Annotated in this window: 22 protein-coding genes; 15 read left to right on the forward strand and 7 right to left on the reverse strand. The window is 60.1% G+C overall.

What is annotated here, in order from left to right; genetic code table 11:
• Positions 1 to 78 precede the first annotated feature (78 nt).
• From FCU66_RS32870 to FCU66_RS32880, 3 genes are read right to left on the reverse strand one after another with little or no spacing between them, the layout of a single operon-like run.
• Positions 79 to 1,341: a glucoamylase family protein gene (locus FCU66_RS32870; RefSeq protein ID WP_136618612.1), complete on the reverse strand. Its 1,263-nt coding sequence runs from the start codon at positions 1,339 to 1,341 to the stop codon at positions 79 to 81.
• Positions 1,342 to 1,370: 29 nt separating this feature from the next.
• Positions 1,371 to 2,681 (reverse strand): MFS transporter, encoded by a 1,311-nt coding sequence (locus tag FCU66_RS32875; RefSeq protein WP_246094140.1) that lies wholly within the window; start codon positions 2,679 to 2,681, stop codon positions 1,371 to 1,373.
• Positions 2,678 to 5,113, reverse strand: coding sequence for a heavy metal translocating P-type ATPase (locus FCU66_RS32880; protein ID WP_181956580.1), 2,436 nt, complete (start codon positions 5,111 to 5,113; stop codon positions 2,678 to 2,680). Before FCU66_RS32880 ends, FCU66_RS32875 begins: the two co-directional genes overlap by 4 nt.
• 1,030 nt (positions 5,114 to 6,143) lie before the next feature.
• Here FCU66_RS32880 and FCU66_RS32885 point away from each other — a divergent pair.
• The 3 genes from FCU66_RS32885 (at position 6,144) to FCU66_RS32895 (ending at position 7,776) form a co-directional block, all read left to right on the forward strand.
• Positions 6,144 to 6,374 (forward strand): helix-turn-helix transcriptional regulator, encoded by a 231-nt coding sequence (locus FCU66_RS32885; protein ID WP_136618613.1) that lies wholly within the window; start codon positions 6,144 to 6,146, stop codon positions 6,372 to 6,374.
• A 58-nt stretch (positions 6,375 to 6,432) separates the two neighbouring features.
• Positions 6,433 to 6,723 carry a hypothetical protein gene (locus FCU66_RS32890; protein ID WP_136618614.1) on the forward strand — a complete coding sequence of 97 codons (291 nt, stop codon included), beginning with the start codon at positions 6,433 to 6,435 and terminating at the stop codon, positions 6,721 to 6,723.
• An 858-nt stretch (positions 6,724 to 7,581) separates the two neighbouring features.
• The gene (locus FCU66_RS32895) at positions 7,582 to 7,776 is read left to right on the forward strand and encodes a hypothetical protein (protein ID WP_136618615.1); all 195 of its coding nucleotides are present in this window, start codon (positions 7,582 to 7,584) and stop codon (positions 7,774 to 7,776) included.
• A 216-nt stretch (positions 7,777 to 7,992) separates the two neighbouring features.
• Here FCU66_RS32895 and FCU66_RS32900 read toward each other — a convergent pair whose 3' ends face one another.
• Positions 7,993 to 8,241, reverse strand: a complete 249-nt coding sequence (locus FCU66_RS32900; RefSeq protein WP_136618616.1) for a hypothetical protein — start codon at positions 8,239 to 8,241, stop codon at positions 7,993 to 7,995.
• 63 nt (positions 8,242 to 8,304) lie between these two features.
• Positions 8,305 to 8,532: a hypothetical protein gene (locus FCU66_RS32905; protein ID WP_136618617.1), complete on the reverse strand. Its 228-nt coding sequence runs from the start codon at positions 8,530 to 8,532 to the stop codon at positions 8,305 to 8,307.
• Between the two features lie 342 nt (positions 8,533 to 8,874).
• Between FCU66_RS32905 and FCU66_RS32910 the strand changes: the two genes are divergently transcribed.
• A complete protein-coding gene (locus tag FCU66_RS32910) occupies positions 8,875 to 9,087 on the forward strand; it encodes a DUF3892 domain-containing protein (RefSeq protein ID WP_136618618.1) in 213 nt (70 codons plus the stop codon).
• A 174-nt stretch (positions 9,088 to 9,261) separates the two neighbouring features.
• Here FCU66_RS32910 and FCU66_RS32915 read toward each other — a convergent pair whose 3' ends face one another.
• Both FCU66_RS32915 and FCU66_RS32920 read right to left on the reverse strand, forming a co-directional pair.
• A complete protein-coding gene (locus FCU66_RS32915; protein WP_136618619.1) occupies positions 9,262 to 10,212 on the reverse strand; it encodes a LysR family transcriptional regulator in 951 nt (316 codons plus the stop codon).
• A gap of 366 nt (positions 10,213 to 10,578) precedes the next feature.
• Positions 10,579 to 11,547: a LysR substrate-binding domain-containing protein gene (locus FCU66_RS32920; RefSeq protein WP_246094147.1), complete on the reverse strand. Its 969-nt coding sequence runs from the start codon at positions 11,545 to 11,547 to the stop codon at positions 10,579 to 10,581.
• Positions 11,548 to 11,738: 191 nt separating this feature from the next.
• On the opposite strand from FCU66_RS32920, the gene FCU66_RS32925 reads away from it, so the two are divergent.
• From FCU66_RS32925 to FCU66_RS32975, 11 genes are all read left to right on the forward strand, one after another.
• Entirely contained in the window at positions 11,739 to 12,140 is a 402-nt protein-coding gene (locus FCU66_RS32925) for a zinc-binding dehydrogenase (protein WP_281285572.1), read from the forward strand.
• A 381-nt stretch (positions 12,141 to 12,521) separates the two neighbouring features.
• A complete protein-coding gene (locus tag FCU66_RS32930) occupies positions 12,522 to 13,268 on the forward strand; it encodes an SDR family NAD(P)-dependent oxidoreductase (protein ID WP_136618622.1) in 747 nt (248 codons plus the stop codon).
• Positions 13,269 to 13,360: 92 nt separating this feature from the next.
• Positions 13,361 to 13,801 carry a GlcG/HbpS family heme-binding protein gene (locus FCU66_RS32935; RefSeq protein ID WP_136618623.1) on the forward strand — a complete coding sequence of 147 codons (441 nt, stop codon included), beginning with the start codon at positions 13,361 to 13,363 and terminating at the stop codon, positions 13,799 to 13,801.
• A 73-nt stretch (positions 13,802 to 13,874) separates the two neighbouring features.
• Positions 13,875 to 15,164: an alpha/beta fold hydrolase gene (locus tag FCU66_RS32940; RefSeq protein WP_168991908.1), complete on the forward strand. Its 1,290-nt coding sequence runs from the start codon at positions 13,875 to 13,877 to the stop codon at positions 15,162 to 15,164.
• A gap of 62 nt (positions 15,165 to 15,226) precedes the next feature.
• Positions 15,227 to 15,580, forward strand: a complete 354-nt coding sequence (locus tag FCU66_RS32945; RefSeq protein ID WP_136618625.1) for a DUF427 domain-containing protein — start codon at positions 15,227 to 15,229, stop codon at positions 15,578 to 15,580.
• Positions 15,581 to 15,676: 96 nt separating this feature from the next.
• Positions 15,677 to 16,309 carry a glutathione S-transferase family protein gene (locus FCU66_RS32950; RefSeq protein ID WP_136618626.1) on the forward strand — a complete coding sequence of 211 codons (633 nt, stop codon included), beginning with the start codon at positions 15,677 to 15,679 and terminating at the stop codon, positions 16,307 to 16,309.
• Positions 16,310 to 16,364: 55 nt separating this feature from the next.
• Positions 16,365 to 17,084, forward strand: a complete 720-nt coding sequence (locus FCU66_RS32955) for a hypothetical protein (RefSeq protein WP_136618627.1) — start codon at positions 16,365 to 16,367, stop codon at positions 17,082 to 17,084.
• A 108-nt stretch (positions 17,085 to 17,192) separates the two neighbouring features.
• Entirely contained in the window at positions 17,193 to 17,939 is a 747-nt protein-coding gene (locus FCU66_RS32960) for an SDR family NAD(P)-dependent oxidoreductase (protein WP_136618628.1), read from the forward strand.
• A gap of 30 nt (positions 17,940 to 17,969) precedes the next feature.
• Positions 17,970 to 19,274, forward strand: a complete 1,305-nt coding sequence (locus FCU66_RS32965; protein WP_136618629.1) for an MFS transporter — start codon at positions 17,970 to 17,972, stop codon at positions 19,272 to 19,274.
• Positions 19,275 to 19,302: 28 nt separating this feature from the next.
• A complete protein-coding gene (locus tag FCU66_RS32970) occupies positions 19,303 to 19,551 on the forward strand; it encodes a glutathione S-transferase N-terminal domain-containing protein (protein WP_136618630.1) in 249 nt (82 codons plus the stop codon).
• A complete protein-coding gene (locus FCU66_RS32975; RefSeq protein WP_136618631.1) occupies positions 19,548 to 19,949 on the forward strand; it encodes a nuclear transport factor 2 family protein in 402 nt (133 codons plus the stop codon). Before FCU66_RS32970 ends, FCU66_RS32975 begins: the two co-directional genes overlap by 4 nt.
• Positions 19,950 to 20,410 lie beyond the last annotated feature (461 nt).

The raw sequence follows: 20,410 nt of genomic DNA on the forward strand, positions 1-20,410 counted from the left end.
CTTGATTGCCGGTTCCCACGTCGGAGCATGCGACCTGGAGCAGGCCCGGGCGCTCGGTTTGCGGGCATCCCAGGAGAACTATCCGAGCCAGCCCCCTTCGAACCCTGCCCGTTGTAAGCCACTGCGGATGGGTGGAGATGAGCGCATCAATTGCCACAACAAGCCGCTGCGATGGTTCTCGATCATCAACACGATGGGTCCCTGGTTTAGTCCAAAGTGAAATGGCGACACCCACCAGCCGTAGGGATTGCCAGGCTCGCCCGGATGGGTTGGATTGAAGGCCGCGTTGAAGCCGTATTTGCCGACCTTCAACTTGGCTTGGTGGATGCAGAAGTCGATCGCAGGAAGGACGATTTCGGGAGCGAACGGCAAGGAGGCGACGACTGCCCAAGGCGCGAGGGTGCCGTCATCAGGCCCGTAGGGCACGCCGCGTCCCACATAGTCTTCGAACTCTCGCTGAATGCCGTTGAGCTTGAGAGAAGCGGGGCCAGGCCCCTCACTTGCGGTAATCCCCCAGCAGTGTTCGCCATAGCCGTCGAACCCACGCGGATTTTCAATGGCGTATCGCCGCTGAACATGGGTGGCGCGCCGACTGTTCTCGAAGTAGTCGCTTGCCTTGTTGCGCATGAACTGGTCCTGAAGGCTGCGGAAGTCGATCCAGACATGGGACAGCTGGTGCGTAAACAACGGGCCGGCGTAGAGGAACTCATAGCCGTAACAGCTCTCCCAGCGATAGCTGGACGTCCAGGCGGCGTAGCTACTTTCCGGAAGCGGGTAAGTGGGAGAGCCAAGACCCAGGATATAGAGGAGCAGAGCCTCATCGTAGCCCTCCCACCGGTACTCGAGAAACCCGCTCTCCGGTTTCCAGCCGTGCGTCACCGTCTCTCCCTGGTTCTGCGCCCACTGCCAGTCCGCGCGGCGATAGAGTGCGTCGGCAAGCACGCGGATTTCCCGCTCGTCGGCTACGTCCGCAACGAAATAGGCCGCTGCCGCCAAGGCGCCCGCAAATAGGAAGGCGCTATCAACAGTCGATAGCTCGCAAAGCCAGGCGCGCCGGCCGGTTTGCATATCCAGGAAGTGATAGTAGAAGCCGCGATACCCTGTTGCGTCCGGCTCCGGCCCCTGAGGGCTATTCCAGAAGAAGCGCAGCGTGGCCAAGGTGCGTTCCACAGCCGCGCTCCGGCTCATGAACCCACTCTCGACGCCAACTGGATAGCAGGCCAGCGCAAGGCCGGTGGCGGCAATGCTTGCGGGCCAGTTTTCTTCTGTCTTATCAAGAACGAGGCCGTTGGCGTGGTTCGCTTCATGAACGAAATAATCGAACGTCTCTCGCTGCAACATCGCTAAATCTTCATGACTAGCGAGAGGATTCACGGTGTTGCCTTCGGCTGGCTGCCGGCGGATGACGCGAGAGTTGCGACAGGGACGGGTCGATCAGGTTTGCCGCGTGCAAGCAGGTTCGGCAGACCGAGGCTCAGGAGAAACCCAAGCGCGATCAATACAGCCGTGAGCATGAACGATGCGTTCGGCAGAAAGGCAACGTCGAACAGGAGCCCGCCGGCTGCCGCCCCTACGGCACCGCCGAGACTTGCAGCCGCCGTCTGCGTACCGAACGCCGCTCCCTGTGCCGTGCCGGCCTTGCTGGAAATCCAGAAGGTCAGGATCGGCGAAAGAATGCCGGCGCTGGCAGCAACCGCACCTACGCCCGCCAGCATCAACGGGAAATTATAGGCAAAGGGCATGAGGAACAGCGCAGCAGAAAGAACTGCCAGGGCAGGTGCGATGAGCCAGCGCGTGGTCTCAGGTTTAATCCGCGAGAACACGATCGCCTGGACAATGATCATGACCAGACTGCATTCCGTAAACATCATGGCAATCTGGGTTCGTGTGAGCCCGAGTTCCTGCTTGCCACGCAGCGCCAGTCCCACTTCGAACACCCCGACACCGGCAGAAACCACAAACGCCAAAGCAAGCAGCCTCACCACAAGCCACTGGTGTCTGTGTCCAAGGTGATGCTCGTGCTGTTGAATGGCTGCTCCAGCCTTCGGACCCGGAACTATGAGCGCTGCGGCTGCGGCTGCGGCTGCTAGAAGAGCCAGAACCGCTGTCGCCACGAGCGGAATCGCAAGCGATCCGTCGCTGCTGGAATTTATCGGAGAACTGATTGTTTCCCCGGCCATGAACACCCCAATCATGGGGCCGGAAAGGAAACCGCTGATCCCTGCCAGGCTGACAAAGGTAAGGCGGTGCGCCCGGGCTTCCTTATCCACCGCCAGGTCGGCGATCACCGCAAGAGCAACGGGCGTGACCGCTGTGGCAAACAGACCGCTCAAAAACCGCTCGGCATAGAGACCCAGGAGGTTCTCTATGCCTGAAAATACCAACATGGTGGCGCCGAACCCGACAAGACCCGACAACAGAATGACGCGGCGGCCGAACAGATCGGACATGCGCCCCCAAACGGGCGCAAACAGAAACAGGGCCAACGTGTAGATTGCCGTCAAAAGCCCGGTTGCTCGCGATACCTGCGCCGCGTCGCCACCTGCCCCGAGCAGGCGTTCGATCAAGAACGGCAAAAGCGGCAGCACGATCCCGAATCCCATGGAGACGGTAAAGACTGCCAGCATCAGTACCGCCATCGTGGCGAGCGGGACTCCGGAAGGATTCGCCGCCTTGCTCATACGGCAGGAACCGGAAGGATCGGGAGCGCAGTGGGAACCAGCGCAGCTGTAGCGCTTTGGCGGCGAATGCCGGTCAGCTTAGTGCGCTTCAACATGAGCGCGTTGATTGCGACAAGAGCCGAGCTGCCCGACATTGCAATCGCGGCTATGCTGGGGCCGAGCAGGAACGGAAATAGGACACCGGCGGCCAGCGGGAAGGCAATCACATTATAGCCCACCGCCCACCAAAGGTTTTGGTGCATCTTGCGCAAGGTGGCGCGGGACAGTTCGATCGCGCCCACCACATCGAATGGGTCGCTTTTCATGAGGACAATGTCAGCACTTTCCATTGCGACATCGGTACCAGCTCCGATCGCAAAACCGACGTCAGCCTGGACGAGTGCCGGCGCGTCATTCACACCATCCCCGACCATACCGACCTTTTTGCCCTGAGCCTGAAGCTCCTTGACCTTGCTTGCCTTGTCGCCCGGCAGCACGTCGGCGAAGACAACGCCAATTCCCAGTCCCTTGGCGATGCGTTCAGCAGTGCCCTTGTTGTCTCCGGTGAGCATGGCAACCTCGACGCCACGAGCGCGAATTGCCTTGATCGCGTCGATCGCCGTGGGCCGCACCGCGTCAGCTATGGCGATCAGACCCGCAAGCTTGCCGTCCAAAGCAAGATGAACAACCGTCCGCCCGGCACCCTGCAGTTCTTCGGACTTCGCTGCGAGCACACCGAGATCGATCTTGTTGTCACTCATGAGCAGCTTGTTGCCGAGCAGCGCGAGCTTGCCATTGATCTTCGCCTGCGCGCCTTTGCCCTCGATGTTTTTGAAATCGCTTGCCTTGGGTGCTGTAATCTTCTCGGCACGGTGGAGGATGGCCTGCGCCAGCGGATGTTCTGATCCTGCCTCGACGGCCGCCGCAGCCGACAGCAATTGCTCCTCCGACGTACCAGCGGCCATTACCAGATCCACAACCTCAGGCTTGCCCATGGTCAATGTGCCGGTCTTGTCGAAGATGATGATGTCGAGCTTGGTTGCCTCCTCAAGTGCCGCCGCGTTCTTGAACAGGATACCGTTCATCGCACCCAGTCCAGTGCCAACCATGATCGCCATTGGCGTAGCAAGGCCGAGTGCGTCAGGACAAGCGATGACAAAAACGGTGATTGTCAGCGTCAGAGCGAACAGCAAGGTTTGTCCGACCACCCAATACCAGACCGCAAATGTCAGCAGGCCGACGAAGACCGCGGCAAAGACCAGCCATTGTGCGGCGCGGTCCGCTAGCAGTTGCGACGGCGCCTTGGAGTTCTGGGCCTCCTGAACCAGTTTGACGATCTGGGCCAGTGCCGTGTCCGCGCCAACCTTTGTTGCCGTATATTTGAACGTGCCGCTCTTGTTGATTGTCGCGCCGATGACGCTGTCGCCAACTTTCTTGCCAACCGGCATGGATTCACCAGTAAGCATCGATTCGTCGACCTGCGATGAGCCTTCGAGGATCCTGCCGTCGACTGGGATCTTGTTGCCAGGCCTGATCACGACCGTGTCGTTCTCTACAACCTCGGCGGTTGAGACCTCGATTTCCTTTCCGCCTCGCAGCACTTTGGCCGTTGGCGGCGCCAAATCCATCAGCGCGCGTATGGCTTCGGACGCACCCGCCCTAGCGCGCATTTCGAGCCAGTGCCCGAGCAGGATAAAAACGAGGAGGATTGCCGAGGCTTCGTAAAACTGTTCTCCGCCATAGAAAAACGTCGATCCCACGCTGAAGAAATATCCCGTGCCGACACTGAGGACGATGAGCACCGCCATATTGGCGACACCGCTCCTGATCGATCGATACGCGGCAACGACGAAGGGCCAGACCGGATAAAGGATCGCCAGGCTGGCGAAGACGAAAAGTACCAGGTCAAGGCGCAAGCCGAAGGGAGGCGGCACCTTGATGTAGTCGAGCCCCATCGGCGAAAAGACAAAAATAGGCAGGCTGAAAACCAGAGCGATCCAGAACCGGTTGCGCATGTCGCGGACCATTGCCTGCATGTCCATACCAGAGCCGTGGCCCATTTCGTTTGCCATGGCATCGGTCTGAGCGCCGCTATGATCCTTGTGTCCGGATTTTGCGTCCGCTTTGCTAACGGGCGTCGTAACTGGCATGTCCATTCCGGCGTGCGCATCGACGGGCTTTGCCTTGCCCTCGATAGCCTTTTCCGAGGCCGGACGATTCTCGCAAAGGTGATTAGGGACGGCTTGCCCAGCACAATGATAGCCGCAGTCGTTGATTACTGCCTGGATGGTTAGCAAATCAGTTTTCGCCGGATCGAAATCGACCGTCGTTGTCCCCGAAACAGGATTGACCGACGCACCGTGAACACCTGCGTTGCGCATCAATTGCTTCTCGATCCCTTTGGCGCCAAGGATCGAGAATAGATCGCCGACTTCGAGGTTGCTGGTTGTCATGATGTGGGTCTCCGATCCGTACCCAACGCGGCCGGCGGCTGCGCCTTGGTTTTTAATCTGGCGTCGCCGCGCACGTGCCCCTGAATGTCTCAACGGAGGCCGCTACGAACTGTTCCAGTGGCCTTGAGGCTTCTTTCAACAACCAGACCTGTCGCAGTTAACTCCACCTCCTGCATTGATCTAAATCAGACAGCCTGCCTAGAAGCCGGAGCTATCTCACCGACGGTAGGCCGCACGAGCGGCAAGCAAGAATCCATATCAGCGGATGGTGCACCGCCAATTGTACGAAAAACGACCGTTTTCGATACGTGCGACCGACTTGACATCCCGCCTGCACTTAGAAGGCCGGTTTGTGTTCCGAAACTATGTTCGGATTTCTAATGTTCCCAAAACCCTCAATCGCACGAGTTCCATCGGCGCGCTGAACAGTCGAATGAGTTGACCTTTCACCCTAGCGACTGAGCGACCTGCGCACTGGGTCATCGACTTCGAAACAGCATCTCTGGGAACGTTGCCAAGCGGCGTTCTTCTGAAGACGGATACGCAAGAGCTCAGGCGGCCGGCATTGGCGGCATCCAGCGGCAAAAATGCCCTCAGCGGCGTCGAACGGTCGCCCTATCGCAGGAACGAAAATGGAAGAGAAGCAGAACTTTCGTGTGCGGTTTTTGCACACAAGCCCCAGTAACTAATTGATCTTATTGATCTATCTTTCCCATTCATCTATGGACGCAGTTAAGCTGTGTTAGACTGGACCGACTTGTCCGAGCCTCGGTTAACCTGCGATCTTGGTTGGCGGACCCTCCGATTTCTATCCGGCCATATCCTCAAACACTACTCACTATGTTTGACCCCTTCCATCATCGGGCAACTGATCCCATTCATTTCCGTATGGCCGCGTGATTGAGAATTCGGGAGCGTTGTCATGCATGATTGGATCGCTTGATCGCATCGCCAAGCGGATCCACCCCCAGAGCGCTGCACTCCGAGGCACGCACGGTGGCGACAGGTGGCGATATGGATGGAGAACTCAATGGACGAGAGGAAATACCTAACTGCCGAGGAAGTCTCTGATCGTTATCGTGGGGGCGTCTCGGTTGGAACACTGCGAAACTGGCGAGCGATGAAGATCGGACCGACCTTCATCAAGATTGGCAAAGCCGTCCTCTATCCCGTCGAACACCTTGAAGCCTGGGATCAAAGGAATACGGTGGCTTGTCGTGCGCCAAATCGACTCGCCGAGGGCTCGCGGGACGAGGAGTGAAAGTCACTGATGAGCATTAGAATTCGGAAATGCTGATTGGCTCAAATGAGTTGTTGAAATGACGCGCCTATCGGTTGCGGAAGAGCTTGAAAGCGCCGCAAATCGTATCGCAGACATGTCGCGCGCGGATCTGCAAATCATTTTGCGTCGCGCTGCACTAATGCTCCGAAACATCGCCGGCGTGCCGCTGGAACCGGCGATTGAGGACGCGCTCAACTCAATCGCAACTGAAATGGAAATAGGCAGGTCGGACCTCATTCGGATCGTACTGCGCGAGTGGTTGGAAACCAACGCGTATCTGCCAGTGCCGTTGATCGATGAAGAGAGTAAAACGGACGGAAGCGCTTAGCGGCTGCGATCATTCGTCTTTCCAAATTACCGACCCCTCCGTTACGAGGATTAGGTGCCGAGCGGCTCAGTTTGGGGCGCGTGGACGAGTTTAGCTAAATTGCCTACATGCTCGCCGATGCGGGAGTCATGCCGAAGATGCGCGAAGGGTCGCAACTAGCGAGCATCGCCGCCGATCAGCGGCCGCGCTGTCGTAGAACCGAGCCCGCGCTGGCTCGTCCGTTCGGCTTCCATCCCTGATACAGCATTCGGACCACCGCGGACGGGGACAGTCGGTCCCGCGTCCCGTCCTGCGGCCGGCGCTATGTTGAGGCTCCTACGGCTGTCCCGTTCACCGCCCGCGGCCGGGGCGAATTTCCTCCGTCCTACGCGCGACAATCGTCCGCTGTTGCGGACGCGCCCGGGATTGCGGCTTATACCCCGTTTTTCCTTTAGAGCGCCGACGGTCGCCGGCGCGGAGCGGCCATGCCTGCTCCCGACGATCTCTCAGCATCGCCAACGCTTCGCGCATGTTCACTCCATGGAATGCTGGTTCATTCAATCCAGACGAGGTTGCGCGATCGATGAAGCCAGGTTTGTTTCATTTGGTGAAATTGAATTTCTCCAGACGGCCCAAGTTGCCGGATGCTTCTATGCTCCACATGACAAAAGCACTGGCGCAACGAATTGAGGTGGCCATCAGGATTGCCAAGGGCCACGGCAGGAAGGTGCCTATGCCTCTTCGAGTATCTGAGGTTCATTGGCGGTGGACACGAATTTGAAAACGTGACGGCAATCGATTACGAGCCTAGATGGCATGTTTCTCCGAGGGAGAGACGGGATAGCCAACGGCTAGGTCGAAGCTTTACAGGTGACGACGATGACGAACAAAGCCCCGCGTCCGTGGCGCCTAGATAGAGAAGGCGATTACTCCTCGCTCGTGGACGCCAACGGCGAACCGATATTTCAGGTAGATGACGATGGCGGAATCCTCGCCGATCCCGACGTGTGGATCTTCATAATCGAGGCTGTCAATGCCCATTCAAAGTTAAAAGGCTTCGGAACCCGTGATTGATCGGGACGTCAGATTACTGGGCAAATGCGACCATGCCCAAGCGGAGGAAATCACGAGTAGACACTTTCTACATACCCCAACTAGCAGCCCCAGCTTTCCAGAACAATCGCACAACCATTTGATATATATAAAGATTCTCGGAAGAGTGGTTTGATGCATAACAATCCCGCTCGATACCCCACGGGCATGCTGGATCACAACGTTCGACGCGTCGAACTAAATTCTCTCCAAAATCAATGATTTACGAATTTCCCCTGCCGGCGGCTCTATCGCTGTGCGACGGGTGGTAGAAAGGAGATTAGCGAATTGTCCTGCGACGGCGTTGTTGAGGGCAAGACCTGCGCCCTTCCCTGCCCACAATGCAGCGTCGATTTCGCGCCTCAGCACCTTTTGACGAACCTGCTGAATGCCGGAGATATCCGCAATCGCCGCTCGCTTAAAGGATATATCCCCCAGACGATGCATATCGCCTGCGTTGGTTCGGCCTCCAGCAGGTCGACCAGCCGAAGAGCCAATAACTCTGTCAGGTCAACCTGTCCGTTTCAGATCCTGATGACGTGCCCGCGCAGCGATAAGCAGCATCGTCTCGTCGTTCATGCCGCTCTGGAAAAGCCGGACAAGATCGGCAGCAAGCCTTTCAGCCTGCGGCGAGCCCGCCACCACATGACCTTCCTGGCACACCTGAATGAAAATGCGTTTCAGGGCTTCGAGGTCCGACGGATAGAGAGCGGGGTCGATGTTCATGCGGTCAATCATGCCTCTGCCTCCCAGTTGCCAGCAATGATCAAGGGCGGAAAATACCCCTGCCAGTGAAGTCTGTCATTTAAATTTGCTGTGACGGGCGTTGCAATTTTGTGAATTTGTCCGCTGACTTCACCGGAACAAAAAAGGGAACAAACCGTCGCCTTCGCGAGATTGCAATGCCCGCTCGCCCGAAGGACATTCATACGGTTTCTAACTCGACCGCTTTGGGGGGCCGGCAGCAGAACGTCTGCAATACGCCGGGGTGAGTGGTATACAGACATGAGCGCTCAACTAGCGGCTCGAATTTTCTGTCTGGGAACCTCTGATACTGCAGGTGACATGTGGAGACGAAATATGACCAAGATCAAAGGCAAAAATGATGGCCCTGGGGGCCGGAACGAGCACTACGACATCGGCAATCGAAAAGATGTTCCTCGAAGAAGCGTCGTGGCCGAGATCAAGCGTGGCGAACACCAAGGCGCACACGTCGTGAAAATTAACGGCCGGGAATATGCGCGGGACAATCCTGATCATTCGAAGAAGGATAATGTTAATCGAGGAAAGTGATCACATTTCGTCTTTTGGCCGAAAGCGGAATGGCGGCTTCGAGGTTCTGAAGGTCAGAAGCGGACCTTCATACCCTACGTGCATCGACTGGAGCTGACCCGAAGCCGACTTTCTGTAGCCGAGTCCCACGCCGGATAGCGGACCTTCGAATTGGTAATCATGACGCTAACAGGGTCATTCGGAGCCTCTGCGTCCTTCAGCATTTCCCTCGCTCTCATCGATAGGTTCGCCTGGCTTTTTCGATACGCGAACGATCAGTTCGTCCACTCTTGAAACGAACAGCTTGAGAATCGGCGAGGTGTTTGACTTGCTGTAACCCACGGCCAGGTCGATCGTTGGCGCTTCACCCTCTAGCGGACGGCTGACCACGGACCATGGCAGCAGATTCTTCGCATAGGCGGGCATAAGCGCCAACCCGCGGGTGGACGCGACCAGGGACATGGCCATCGCCAAATTGTCCACCCCATGATCCGGTTTGATATCGAGCCCGGAGCGGCGCAGATAGTCCTCGGTCACGGCACGCAGCACGGTGGCTTTGTTCGAACCGCCGATGAAGATCTCGCCGGCCAATTCCCGCGGGTGAATCGCTTCGCGGCTGGTGAGGCGATGGTCGCTCGGCATCAGGACGATCAGCGGCTCGTGGTCCACCACCTCGTAGCACAGGTCGAAGGCCGGCTCGACGCGCAGGAAGGCCACGTCGAGCCGGCCACGGACGAGCGCCTCGGCGAGATCCGGCGAATAGTCGCTCAAGATCGTGACATGGATGTCCTTCAGCTCGTCGCGCAGCACATTCATGGCCCGCGGCAGCCAGTTCATCTCGTGACCGGTTTGGAAGCCGATGGCAAACGTCTTTCGTGCAGGCTGTGCGGCCCTGCGCGCCGCTTCCACCGCGGCATCGACCTGCGCCAGCGCCAGTCTGGCATGGTCTAGAAGAGCCTTGCCCGCGGCAGTCAATTCGATGCCATGAACGCTGCGGGTCATCAACTGGACGCCAACCTCGTATTCGAGATCGCGGATTTGGCGGCTCAGCGAAGGCTGCGCCGTGTGCAGCCTTTTTTCAGCCGCCAGCGTCAGGCTGCCCTCCTCGGCGACGGCGACGAAGTAACGAAGGTGCCGTAGCTCCATAGCGCCTTCCATATTTCCAAGGCATGCCGCCCAGCTTACAAAGCCTTTTTCGCGGGCGCTAGGGGAGGCCACATCACCACCCCGGCTTTTGACCGCAGCAGCTCGCGGTGGCTTGGGATCAGCGACCTGATCGCCGAACCCGAAGGGCCTTCCTTCATCTCCCGTACAGTTACGCACCGTCGTACAGACGGCGCTCGTGACACAAGACCCTAACTGGACATGAAGATTTCGTTTCTGTCGTCAGACGTCGAACGGTGTTTTCAGGCTGACATTGCAACTGGACTCGTTTTCGGAGGCGGATCGCATCAACGTCGACGGCTTCTCAGAATCCTCACCTCATTCGGCGGGGGCGCACTGTTGCTGCATTCAAGACTGCACGTGCGACCCGCCGGCCCGGTGCACTTGCGTCCAGTCAAGCGCGGCCACCTCTTGTTTGACCCAAGTACAGAAGGCCTGCACATGAGGGTGCTCCCTCCGGCTTTTTGCGCAGACGAAGTGATAGGCTCGGCCCGAGCACAGGGCGAGCTCGACTGGTATCACGAGCCGCCCCGTGCGTAGGTCGTCATAGGCCAGCACATCGTGCGCAAGCAGCACGCCGGCACCTTCGCCTGCGGCATCGAGCGCGTGATCGGCGCTGTTGAAGCGCAGCCCGCGACTGACATCGACGGCGTCGACGCCTGCCGCCTTGAACCAGTCGGCCCAGTCTGGCACCTGGGCGCGGCCGGCGAGCGTGTCGTCATGGATCAGCGGCACACGCTTGAGCGCCTCCGGCCGCTCCAAAGGCCCGTGCATCTGGATCAGCCCAGGGCTGCATACCGGCACGATGGACAGCTCGATCAGCTTCTCGATCACAAGTGCCGAGTCAGCCGCAGCGTCGATCGGCAGGTTGCGTATCGCCACGTCGACGCCGTCGGTCGTGAAATTGGCATTGCTGCCGGACGAGGAAACGCGAACGTCGATCTCGGGGTAAGCGCTTGCGAAGCGGTAGAGCCGCGGCGCCAGCCAGTTCGCGGTGAAGCCTGGCGGCGTGCTGATCACGACGAAAGTCCGTTTAATGGGTTGCGCGGCTCGCCGCGCTGCCTCCGCGGCCGCCTCCGCCTGAGTAAGCGCCAGCCGTGCATGGTCGAGGAAGGCGCGCCCGGCGGCGGTTAATTCGATACCGTGCACGCTTCGATTCATCAGCGGAACGCCGACCTCGTATTCGAGATCGCGGATTTGGCGGCTCAGCGAAGGCTGCGCCGTGTGCAGCCTTTGCTCGGCCGCGAGCGTCAGGCTGCCCTCCTCGGCGACCGCGACGAAATAGCGAAGGTGCCGTAGCTCCATAGCGCCTTCCATCTTCAAGGCATGCCCCCCAGCTTACAAAGTCTTTTTCGCGGGCGCCAGGGGAGGCCACATGGCTTTCAACGATAGCACATGTCTGGTCTCGGGTCTCTAAGCCTCGGGGCCAGAGGGTCCGCTCCCGTACTTTGCCGGTAGGGCACTAAATTGCGAGGATTGCGCGGTTCACTGGTGGGACAGCTCGCCCAATTGGCCGGAGCGCGGCCTGCCCGGACGGGATCGACGTTTACTTCGAGAGCGTGGGCGGACCCGTGTGGCTAGCGGTGCTCCCGCTGCTCAACCGCTACGCGCGGGTGCCGGTCTGCGGGCTCATGGCCTTTTACAACAGCGTTCCACGATCTAATCGGGACATGCTGCCCTCCACTATGATGACGATCGTGAGGCGCAGCCTTCTCGTTCAAGGCTATATCAACACCGGGTTCGTGGCCGATCACTATGCCAACTTCTTGCAGGAAGTCGGTGCACTCGTCGCATCTGGGCGCGTTCGCTATCGCGAAGATATTGTCGAGGGCCTTGAAGCGGCGCCGAAGGCGTTCATCGGAATGCTGTCCGGCCGAAACTTCGGCAAGCTGTTGGTTCGTGTTGGGTGAGGCTCGACGTGCTCAGGGAGATCCGCTCCTCTAATTCAGCGGACATCCGGTCTGCGATTTGTATTGCTGTCCGGACTGCGGGAGCACTCTGCTGGGCGCATTGGTCGTCGATGTCCTGAAGAGTGGCATCTACGACCTTCGGGCTGCCGTTGAGCGCAGTAGAGTTTGGGCTGTCACGCGGCCTACTGGAGCCGCCGGCTTAAGTCGTTCCATATCTCCAAGGCATGCCCCGCTGCTTACAAAGTCTTTTTCGCGGGCGCCAGGGGAGACTACATCGCTTTCAACGAAAGTACCTGCGATTGGTCCCGGTCTCTAAAAGCCGCGGCCAGAGGGTCCACTTCCTTACTCTGCCGTAGGGCAGCAAACTGCGAGGATTACAAAATGAGCACTCAAGTTGTTTTGATCACCGGTGGACTGACCGGCATCGGGCGCGCTGCCGCCGTCGCCTTTGCCAGGAAGGGCGCCAAGGTGGTCGTCGCCGGTCGGCGTGACGAGGCTGGCCAGACGCTCGTCAAGGAGTTGCGTTCGCTCGGTTCGGAGGCAGAGTTCATCAATGCCGACGTCCGCAAGGAGGACGATGTCCGCGCTATGGTCGATAAGACCGTCGCGCAGTTTGGGCGCCTTGATGTCGCGGTGAATAACGCCGCGACCGAAGGCGATCGCGGTCTGATCACAGACCAGACATCCGAAAGCTTTGCCGCGACCTTCGACACGAATGTTCTCGGCGTGGTCCTGAGCATGAAGCACGAGGTGCGTGCCATGCAGGCCCAAGGGAGTGGCAGCATCATCAACATCTCCTCGACCTACGGGCACGAGGGCGCGGCCGGCGCCTCGCTCTATGTCGGCGCCAAGCATGCCGTCGAAGGCATCACCAAGTCGGTGGCGCTCGAAGTCGCCAAGTCGGGAATTCGGGTGAATGCCGTCTCGCCTGGCCCCACGGACACCGGCATGCTTACTCGCTTCACCGAGACGGCAGAGAACAAGGCGGCCCTGGTAGCACAGGTTCCGCTGGGTCGACTCGGACTCTCCGAGGAGGTTGCCGACGGCATCGTCTTCATCGGATCGGACGAGGCTAGGTTCATCACCGGTCACGTCCTCAACGTCGATGGCGGACACAGCGCTAACTGACCCTGTTCGGGCGACCGGGATTGCGCAAGGGACCCACTATTACGACCCACGCCCGATCAACGCGCGGGCATCAAGCGGAAGGACGGACTTCAATGGCTGACGTGATCAAGAAGCACAGCATTTCTTCTGAGCTTGCACAGAAAATGGTGGCGGAGGCGACAGCGAAAGCAAGCGCGCTCGGCGTTAGCGAGAACGTCGCGATCCTCGACGACGGCGGCAATCTCAAGGCCTTCAGCCGGATGGATGGGGCCCCGATCCTCTCCATCGAGATGGCGCAGAACAAGGCGTACACCGCTCTGTTCGGTGTTTCCACTCAGGACTTTTTCAACTTTATCCAAGGCGACCCCTCGCTTTTGGCCGGTATCCCCACGCTCGCGCGTGTGGCGGCGTGGGGCGGCGGGTTTCCCATCAAGATCAACGGAGAGATTGTCGGCGCGATCGGGCTGAGCGGGGCACCCACGGTCCAGAATGATGTCGACTGCGCGAAAGCAGCCCTGGCGCTCGTACACGATGCGGTGCCGACTGAACAATAAGGGAGCGACCATAATGAATCCTGACCACCAGACCGCGCCGCGATGGCCAACGGACAGCAGGACAGAGACATTGATGGGCGACCAATCAAATAGCGAACAGAGCAAGGCCGTGGTGGATGCCTATTATCAGGCCGGCGTGGAGGGCCGGCTAACGGACTTCGCCCAGTACCTGCATCCCGATTTTACGACAACGGCGCCCAACTATCTCCCCTGGGGTGGAGTTCATCCAGGGGCGGCGTTCTTCCGCGACGAAGTCCTTGCCAACCTCCCCGATGTGCTCGACTTCGGCCGGTTCCGCTACGACAGCCTCATTGCGGAGAACGGCCGCGTGGTGGCGCTCGTGAATTTCGGCATCACCGGCAGCGACGCAATGATCAAGATCTCCGAGCACTGGACCGTAAAGAACGGCAAGGCCACCTCGATCTGGGTCGCCTATTTCGAGCCGCAGACCCTGCTCGAGAAGCTCGGCAGCGCACCCGGCGCTAGCCGCCCATCCAAAGGAGATATGGACATGACCGCACACACACACCAGACCGCACCGACACAGTTCGTCGAGGCCAACGGAATCCGCTTCGCCTATCGCCGGTTCGGCAAGGCCGGCGGCGTGCCGCTCGTTTTCAATCAGCACTACCTCGGCACCATGGATTACTGGGACCCGGCGGTGACCGATGGCTTTGCTCGCGGCCGCGAGGTGATCTTGTTCGACAACGCGGGCGTCTCCAGCAGCTCCGGCGAGGTCCCGACCACATTCGAACAGATGGCCGCCAACGCCATCGCCTTCATCAAGGCACTGGGCCTGAAGCAAGTCGACATATTTGGTTTCTCGATCGGCGGCCTGGTCGTGCAGGAAATCACTTTGCAGGCGCCCGATCTCGTTCGCAGGATGATCGTCGATGGCGCAGGTCCGCGCGGCGGTCAGGGAATGGAGCTGATAGCCCAGGCTACAGGGCGGCTCTTTGGCGCCCACCCCCACGATCCGCCCGAGAGTGTCTGGCTCGCGGTTAAGTTCAGTCCGTCCGCGGCGGGCCAGGCGGCGGGACGGGAGTACCTGAAGCGCACGCATCTTCGGCAAGAGGGACGCGATCCCGAAGTGAACGACAAGGTGTCGCCCGCCCAGGTCGAAGCGATTCGCAATTGGGGTGTCCAGAAAGAGGGGTCGGACGACTATCTGAAGACGATCAAGCAGCCAACTCTCATCGTGAACGGCAGTAACGACGTGAACATACCCACGGTGAACTCTTTCATCATGCAGCAGAACATGCCGTATGCGGAGCTGATCATCTACCCCGACTCCAATCACGGTGCGCACCACCAGTACCCGGAGCTCTTCGTTGAACACGCGACTCTGTTTTTGAACGCGTGACGACGACGGCAAGACCGCTGAGTAGCAACGACGCCGTTCCCCAACCAGAAGGCGGCCTGAACATGATCGAGAAGTCCATCAAAATTCCCGGCCCTGATCATCCGATCACGATCGAAGCCAATCCAGCTCGTGTCGTGGTTACGCTGGGCGGCCAGACGATAGCCGACACCGCCGCAGCGCTGACGCTCCGGGAGGCGGCCTATCCGGCCGTGCAATACATCCCCCGCCGCGACGTCGACATGGCGGCGCTCATGCGGAGCGACCACACGACCTATTGTCCCTACAAGGGCGACGCCTCGTACTTCAGCATTCCCGCCGGCTACGAGACGCCCTTCCCAGCGATGGCTGAAATCAAGGGCTACGTCGCTTTCTATCCCGACCGTGTGGACGCCATCGAGGAACGGCCGGGCGGCTAGCCGCTTCCGCGCGGGCAAGCCAAGCCTAAGGCCCGGCAGCCAACCGACTAGGCGCTGACGTGGATCCTTCATACGAAACCTGATTGGAGAAGACCCTTGAAACTCTATCACTCCAACGGCTCGCCCAATTCCCGCCGCGTGCGAATCCTGATCGCCGAGAAGGGCCTCGACATCGAACTGGCGCCCGTCGATCTGGGCGCGAAGGAACAGTTCTCGGATGCCTATCGAGCCATCAATGCCCGCGCGGTTGTCCCGACCCTCGTGCTCGATGACGGCACCGCGATCGGCGAGGTGCCCGCGATCATGCGCTACCTTGACGAGGCCTATCCCAAGGTCCCGCTACTCGGCGTAACGCCAAAGGAGAAGGCACTCATCACCATGTGGGAACGCCGCGCAGAGCTTGAGGGCTTCGCCTCCGTCATGGAGGGAGTGCGAAACGCCGCCGCAGGCTTGAAAGGCCGCGCCTTCTCCGGTCCGCATGGCTACGATCAGATTCCGGCGCTGATCGAGCGCAGCAAGCAGCGGGTGGCTAATTTCTACACCGATTTTGAGGCGAGACTGAAAGACGTCGAGTTCGTGGCGGGCGATCGGTTCTCAGCTGCGGATATCACCACGCTGGTCACTGTCGACTTCGCGACGAAAGCCTTCGCCATGCCCATTCCCGACGACAGCGTCGCGCTCAAGCACTGGTACGACGCCGTCTCGGCTCGTCCGAGTGCAGCTGCTTAGCAGACACCGACGGCGGCTGCGACGGGCGTCCTCGGGCGAACAAGGAGACATTGAGATGAGCGAGCTGCTCGATGCCGTGATCACCGCCCATGGCGGCCTGGATCGCTGGAACGGCGCGCGTTCGGTGGACGTGACGTTCAACTTCTCCGGGGCACTTCTCGACCTGAAGGGCTTTCCCGGCCATCACCGGCCCACAGCCTCGGTCGATGTCCGACACCCCCGCGTGGTCATGCAGCGGCTTGACGGTGACCCGGACGATCGTTGGATTTTCACCAAGGACCGCGTGTGGATCGAACATCGCGACGGCTGGACCGTAGAGGAACGATCCGATCCCCGCGCTGCTTTTGCCGGGCACGTCCGGGAGACGCCGTGGGACCGGCTGCATCTGACATATTTCCTGGGCTACGCGATCTGGAACTACCTGACAGCGCCATTCCTGTTCGCGTGGCCGGGCTTCAACTCCCAAGAGCTCGATCCGCATGTCGAAGGCCGGGAGACGTGGCGCGTGCTCGAAGTGACCTACCCGGACAACATCCCAGCGCACACCAAGACGCAACTGCTCTATTTCGATGATACCTTCATGCTCAAGCGTTGGGACTATGAAACCGACGTGCTCGGCGGAGTGGCTGCGCATTATTGCTACGATCCGGTGACGGTCGACGGAATTGTCTTTCCGACATTGCGCCGCGTGGTTCGGCGAACATCGGACGGCCCGCTTTTGTCAGGCCGCACGTCGTTCGTGCTCGACTATACGGACGTGGAGGTCCGGACATGAGATGGACGATCAACGATCGCTCAGACCGGACCGTTAGCGCAAACTAACTCGTGAAGTTGAGGTGGCACGCAGGCGGCGTCCTGCGACCAATCAGAAGGACACTCGACAATGACCAAACTTTCAGGAAAGACGGCTCTCGTCACCGGCGCCTCGCGTGGATTGGGCCGCGCCAGCGCGCTGGCCCTCGCCAGAATGGGCGCGCAGGTTCTGGTCCACTACAGCAACGGCGTGAAAGAGGCCGAAGCCGTCGTCGCCGAGATCCGCAAGGCCGGCGGACGTGCTGACACCGTTGCCGCTGATCTTTCCGCGCCGGACGGGGCACACAAGCTCGCCAAGCAGGTCCGCGCTGTGGTCGGCGACCGGCTGGACATTCTCGTCGCCAACGCCGGAACCTCGAAGTCGGCGACCATCGAGGAGACCACGGTCGAGGATTTCGACAGGCTCTTTGCAGTCAACGTCCGCGCGCCGTTCTTCCTCGTCCAGCAGTTGCTGCCGATCATGTGCAAGGACAGCAGCATAGTGCTCCTCTCGTCGCTGGGCGCCCACGCCGCCGTCGGGACGCTTTCGGCCTATGCCGCGACCAAGGGCGCGATCGACACGCTGGTGAAGCACTTCGCCGCGGCGCTCGGCGAGCGCGGAATCCGCGTCAACGCCGTGGCGCCGGGTGTTGTTGCAACCGACATGTCGGCCTTCGCCAAGACGGACGCGGGGCGGGACTACGCGCTCAGCATCCAGGCTCTGAAACGTTCCGCCGAGCCGGACGATATCGGCGGTGTCGTCGCCTTCCTCGCCTCCGACGACGCGCACTGGATCAGCGGCGACACCATCCGGGTCGACGGCGGCTCGAAGCTCTGAAGTCTCTCCGCCAGCGCCAGGAGCGTGCCGATGTCAGTCGTCCAAAGAGACAGGCCATCAAACCGTACTGTAAGGCGGTCCGGACCTTTGGCGCTTGGCCGACAGGCGAGCTTCTGGGTGTCGGCAGGCGTGGTCGTTCATACCTTCTGGAGCAGCGCCGCACCGGCCATGACCTACCAACTCTATGCCGACGAATGGCGGCTGACCCATACAGTGACGACGGGCATATTCGCCATCTACCCCATCGTCGTCGTCGCCGTCCTCATCCTCTTCGGGGACATCTCCGACCATATCGGCCGCCGAACGACGATGCTGCTTGGACTTTGCGCATCGCTCATCGGCGCGTTGCTGTTCGCTGTCGCGCCTGACGTATTGTGGCTCTTCGCGGGTCGTGCCTTCATGGGCGTTGGCGTCGGCCTGACCGCCGGGCCTTCGACGGCGGCAATGGTGGAGTTCAGCGCCGAGGGCCAGGCGAAGCGAGCCGCTTCCGTCACAGCCGCCGCCCAAGCCTTTGGTTTCACCGGAGCTTTGCTCCTCGGCGGCGCGCTGACGCAATACGCGCCGTGGCCCACCCATCTCAGCTTCTGGGTCCTGTTCGCCCTGATCGGGCTGCTGTTCGCCGCCACCTGGTTCCTGCCTCGCCATGTCGGCGGCCACGCGTCCAGGCGGTGGCGTCCGAAGGTTCCTTCCTTGCCGCCCGGACTGCGGCCGGCCTTCGCGCTTGCGTCGATCGCGGTGACGACGGCCTATACGCACGGCGTGCTGATCCTGTCGCTCGGCGGGCAAGTCGCGCGTGACCTGGTCGGTTCACCCAACGCTTTCGTCAATGGTGCTGCGCTCTCACTCTTCGCGATCACGTCCGGCGTTCTCGGGATCGTCGCCCGAGACCTTCGTCCGCGGCCAGCGATGATGCTGGGGGCGATAGCCTCCGCCGTCGGCATGGGGCTGCTCGCTCTTTCCGTCGCATGGCACGGGTTGTGGATTTTCCTCGCCGCGACGGCAATGAGCGGTGTCGGCTACAGCCTGCTTTTCCTTGGCGGCCTTACGTTGATCAACGGCGCGGTCGCCACTGAGCGCCGCGGTGGTGTGCTCTCGGCCGTCTATCTGTTCGCCTATTTGTCGCTCGGCATCGTAGCGGTCGTACTCGGCGCTATCGCCACGCAACGAGGGCTTGGTCTCGCAGTCGACCTCGGAGCCGGCATTATCACCCTGCTCAGCCTCGTCACGATTGGCTTGATCGTGAGGATGAGCGCGAATGCGCCGGCTACTTCTTCAACAGTGCCGCAACCACTTTCCGCTGCATCGTCCGCGGCCGACAGTGACCTGTCAGCCTGATCATCAATCGAACCCATAGGAGTCGATCATGAAGCTTTACCATTCAACGTCGTCTCCAAATTCTCGCCGGGTCCGGATATTCGTGGCAGAGAAAGGGATATCAATCGCGCTCCAGCCAGTGAACCTCGGTGAGAAGGAACAGTTCTCGAGATGGTGGCGGCACGTTCGAGCGCCAGCGCGTAGACGTCGGTCTCCCGATCTCGGGGCTGCCAGCTGTCAGCTACGGCATCGCCAGCGTAGCACGGCGTCCAACTCATCGACATGGAGGATGATATGACCAAGACCACCCCGGAACAGAACAAGGCACTCGTGCTTGAGGCGTTCGATACGCTGTTCAATAAGCGTGACTACGAAGCCGCTGCCCACTTCTGGTCAGAGAGCTACATCCAGCACAGCGCCCATATCGAGCCGGGCCGCGACGGGTTATTCAACCTCATCCGCAGCGCGCCAGATACTCTCCGCTACGAACACCAGCTCATCCTGGCGGAAGGCCACTACATCATTGTTTATGGCCGCTTCACAGGCGACGGTCGTCCAACTGCATCGATAGCGGCAGACGTGGTCAGGATGGAGGATGGCCGCCTGGCCGAGCACTGGGACGTGCTGCAGGACGAGGCGACCGAGGCCGAATCGAAAAGCGGGAAGCCAATGTTCGGCGACCAGTTCCCTGGTTGAATGTCGATCGACGGAGGTTCGGACAAAATCGCATCGCGAATGTCTGCTTTCCGCAGCGGAGCCTATGTCCGGTTCTGGCGCTACCACGATCTCCAGCAGGTCATCTGCAATGTCTGCTTCCGGACGGAGGCAAAGATCGCCTCTATGGCCGACATGAGGCGCATTGCTGCCCGGCAGCATTTGGGGCCGGAAGCGGACTGGCAGCTTCAAAATGCGGACCGTCAAAACCGGACATTGAGGTGGATGTGGGCATCGTCGTTATCTGACGCCGATGAGGACATACGTCTTGGCCGTATCAGGGGCACTCTCGCGGACAGCTGCCGCTCGTCACCGATCAACACTGACAATGGCCCAAGTCTCAAGCATTCCTGCTCAGCCTACAATTTCGTCGCAGGCTGGAGACCCTCAAGAGCCTCACACCCTTTGAATACATTTTGCAAAATTTAGACAAACGAGCCTCG

Source organism: Mesorhizobium norvegicum (assembly GCF_004919685.1).
GTDB classification, from domain to species: Bacteria; Pseudomonadota; Alphaproteobacteria; order Rhizobiales; family Rhizobiaceae; genus Mesorhizobium; species Mesorhizobium norvegicum.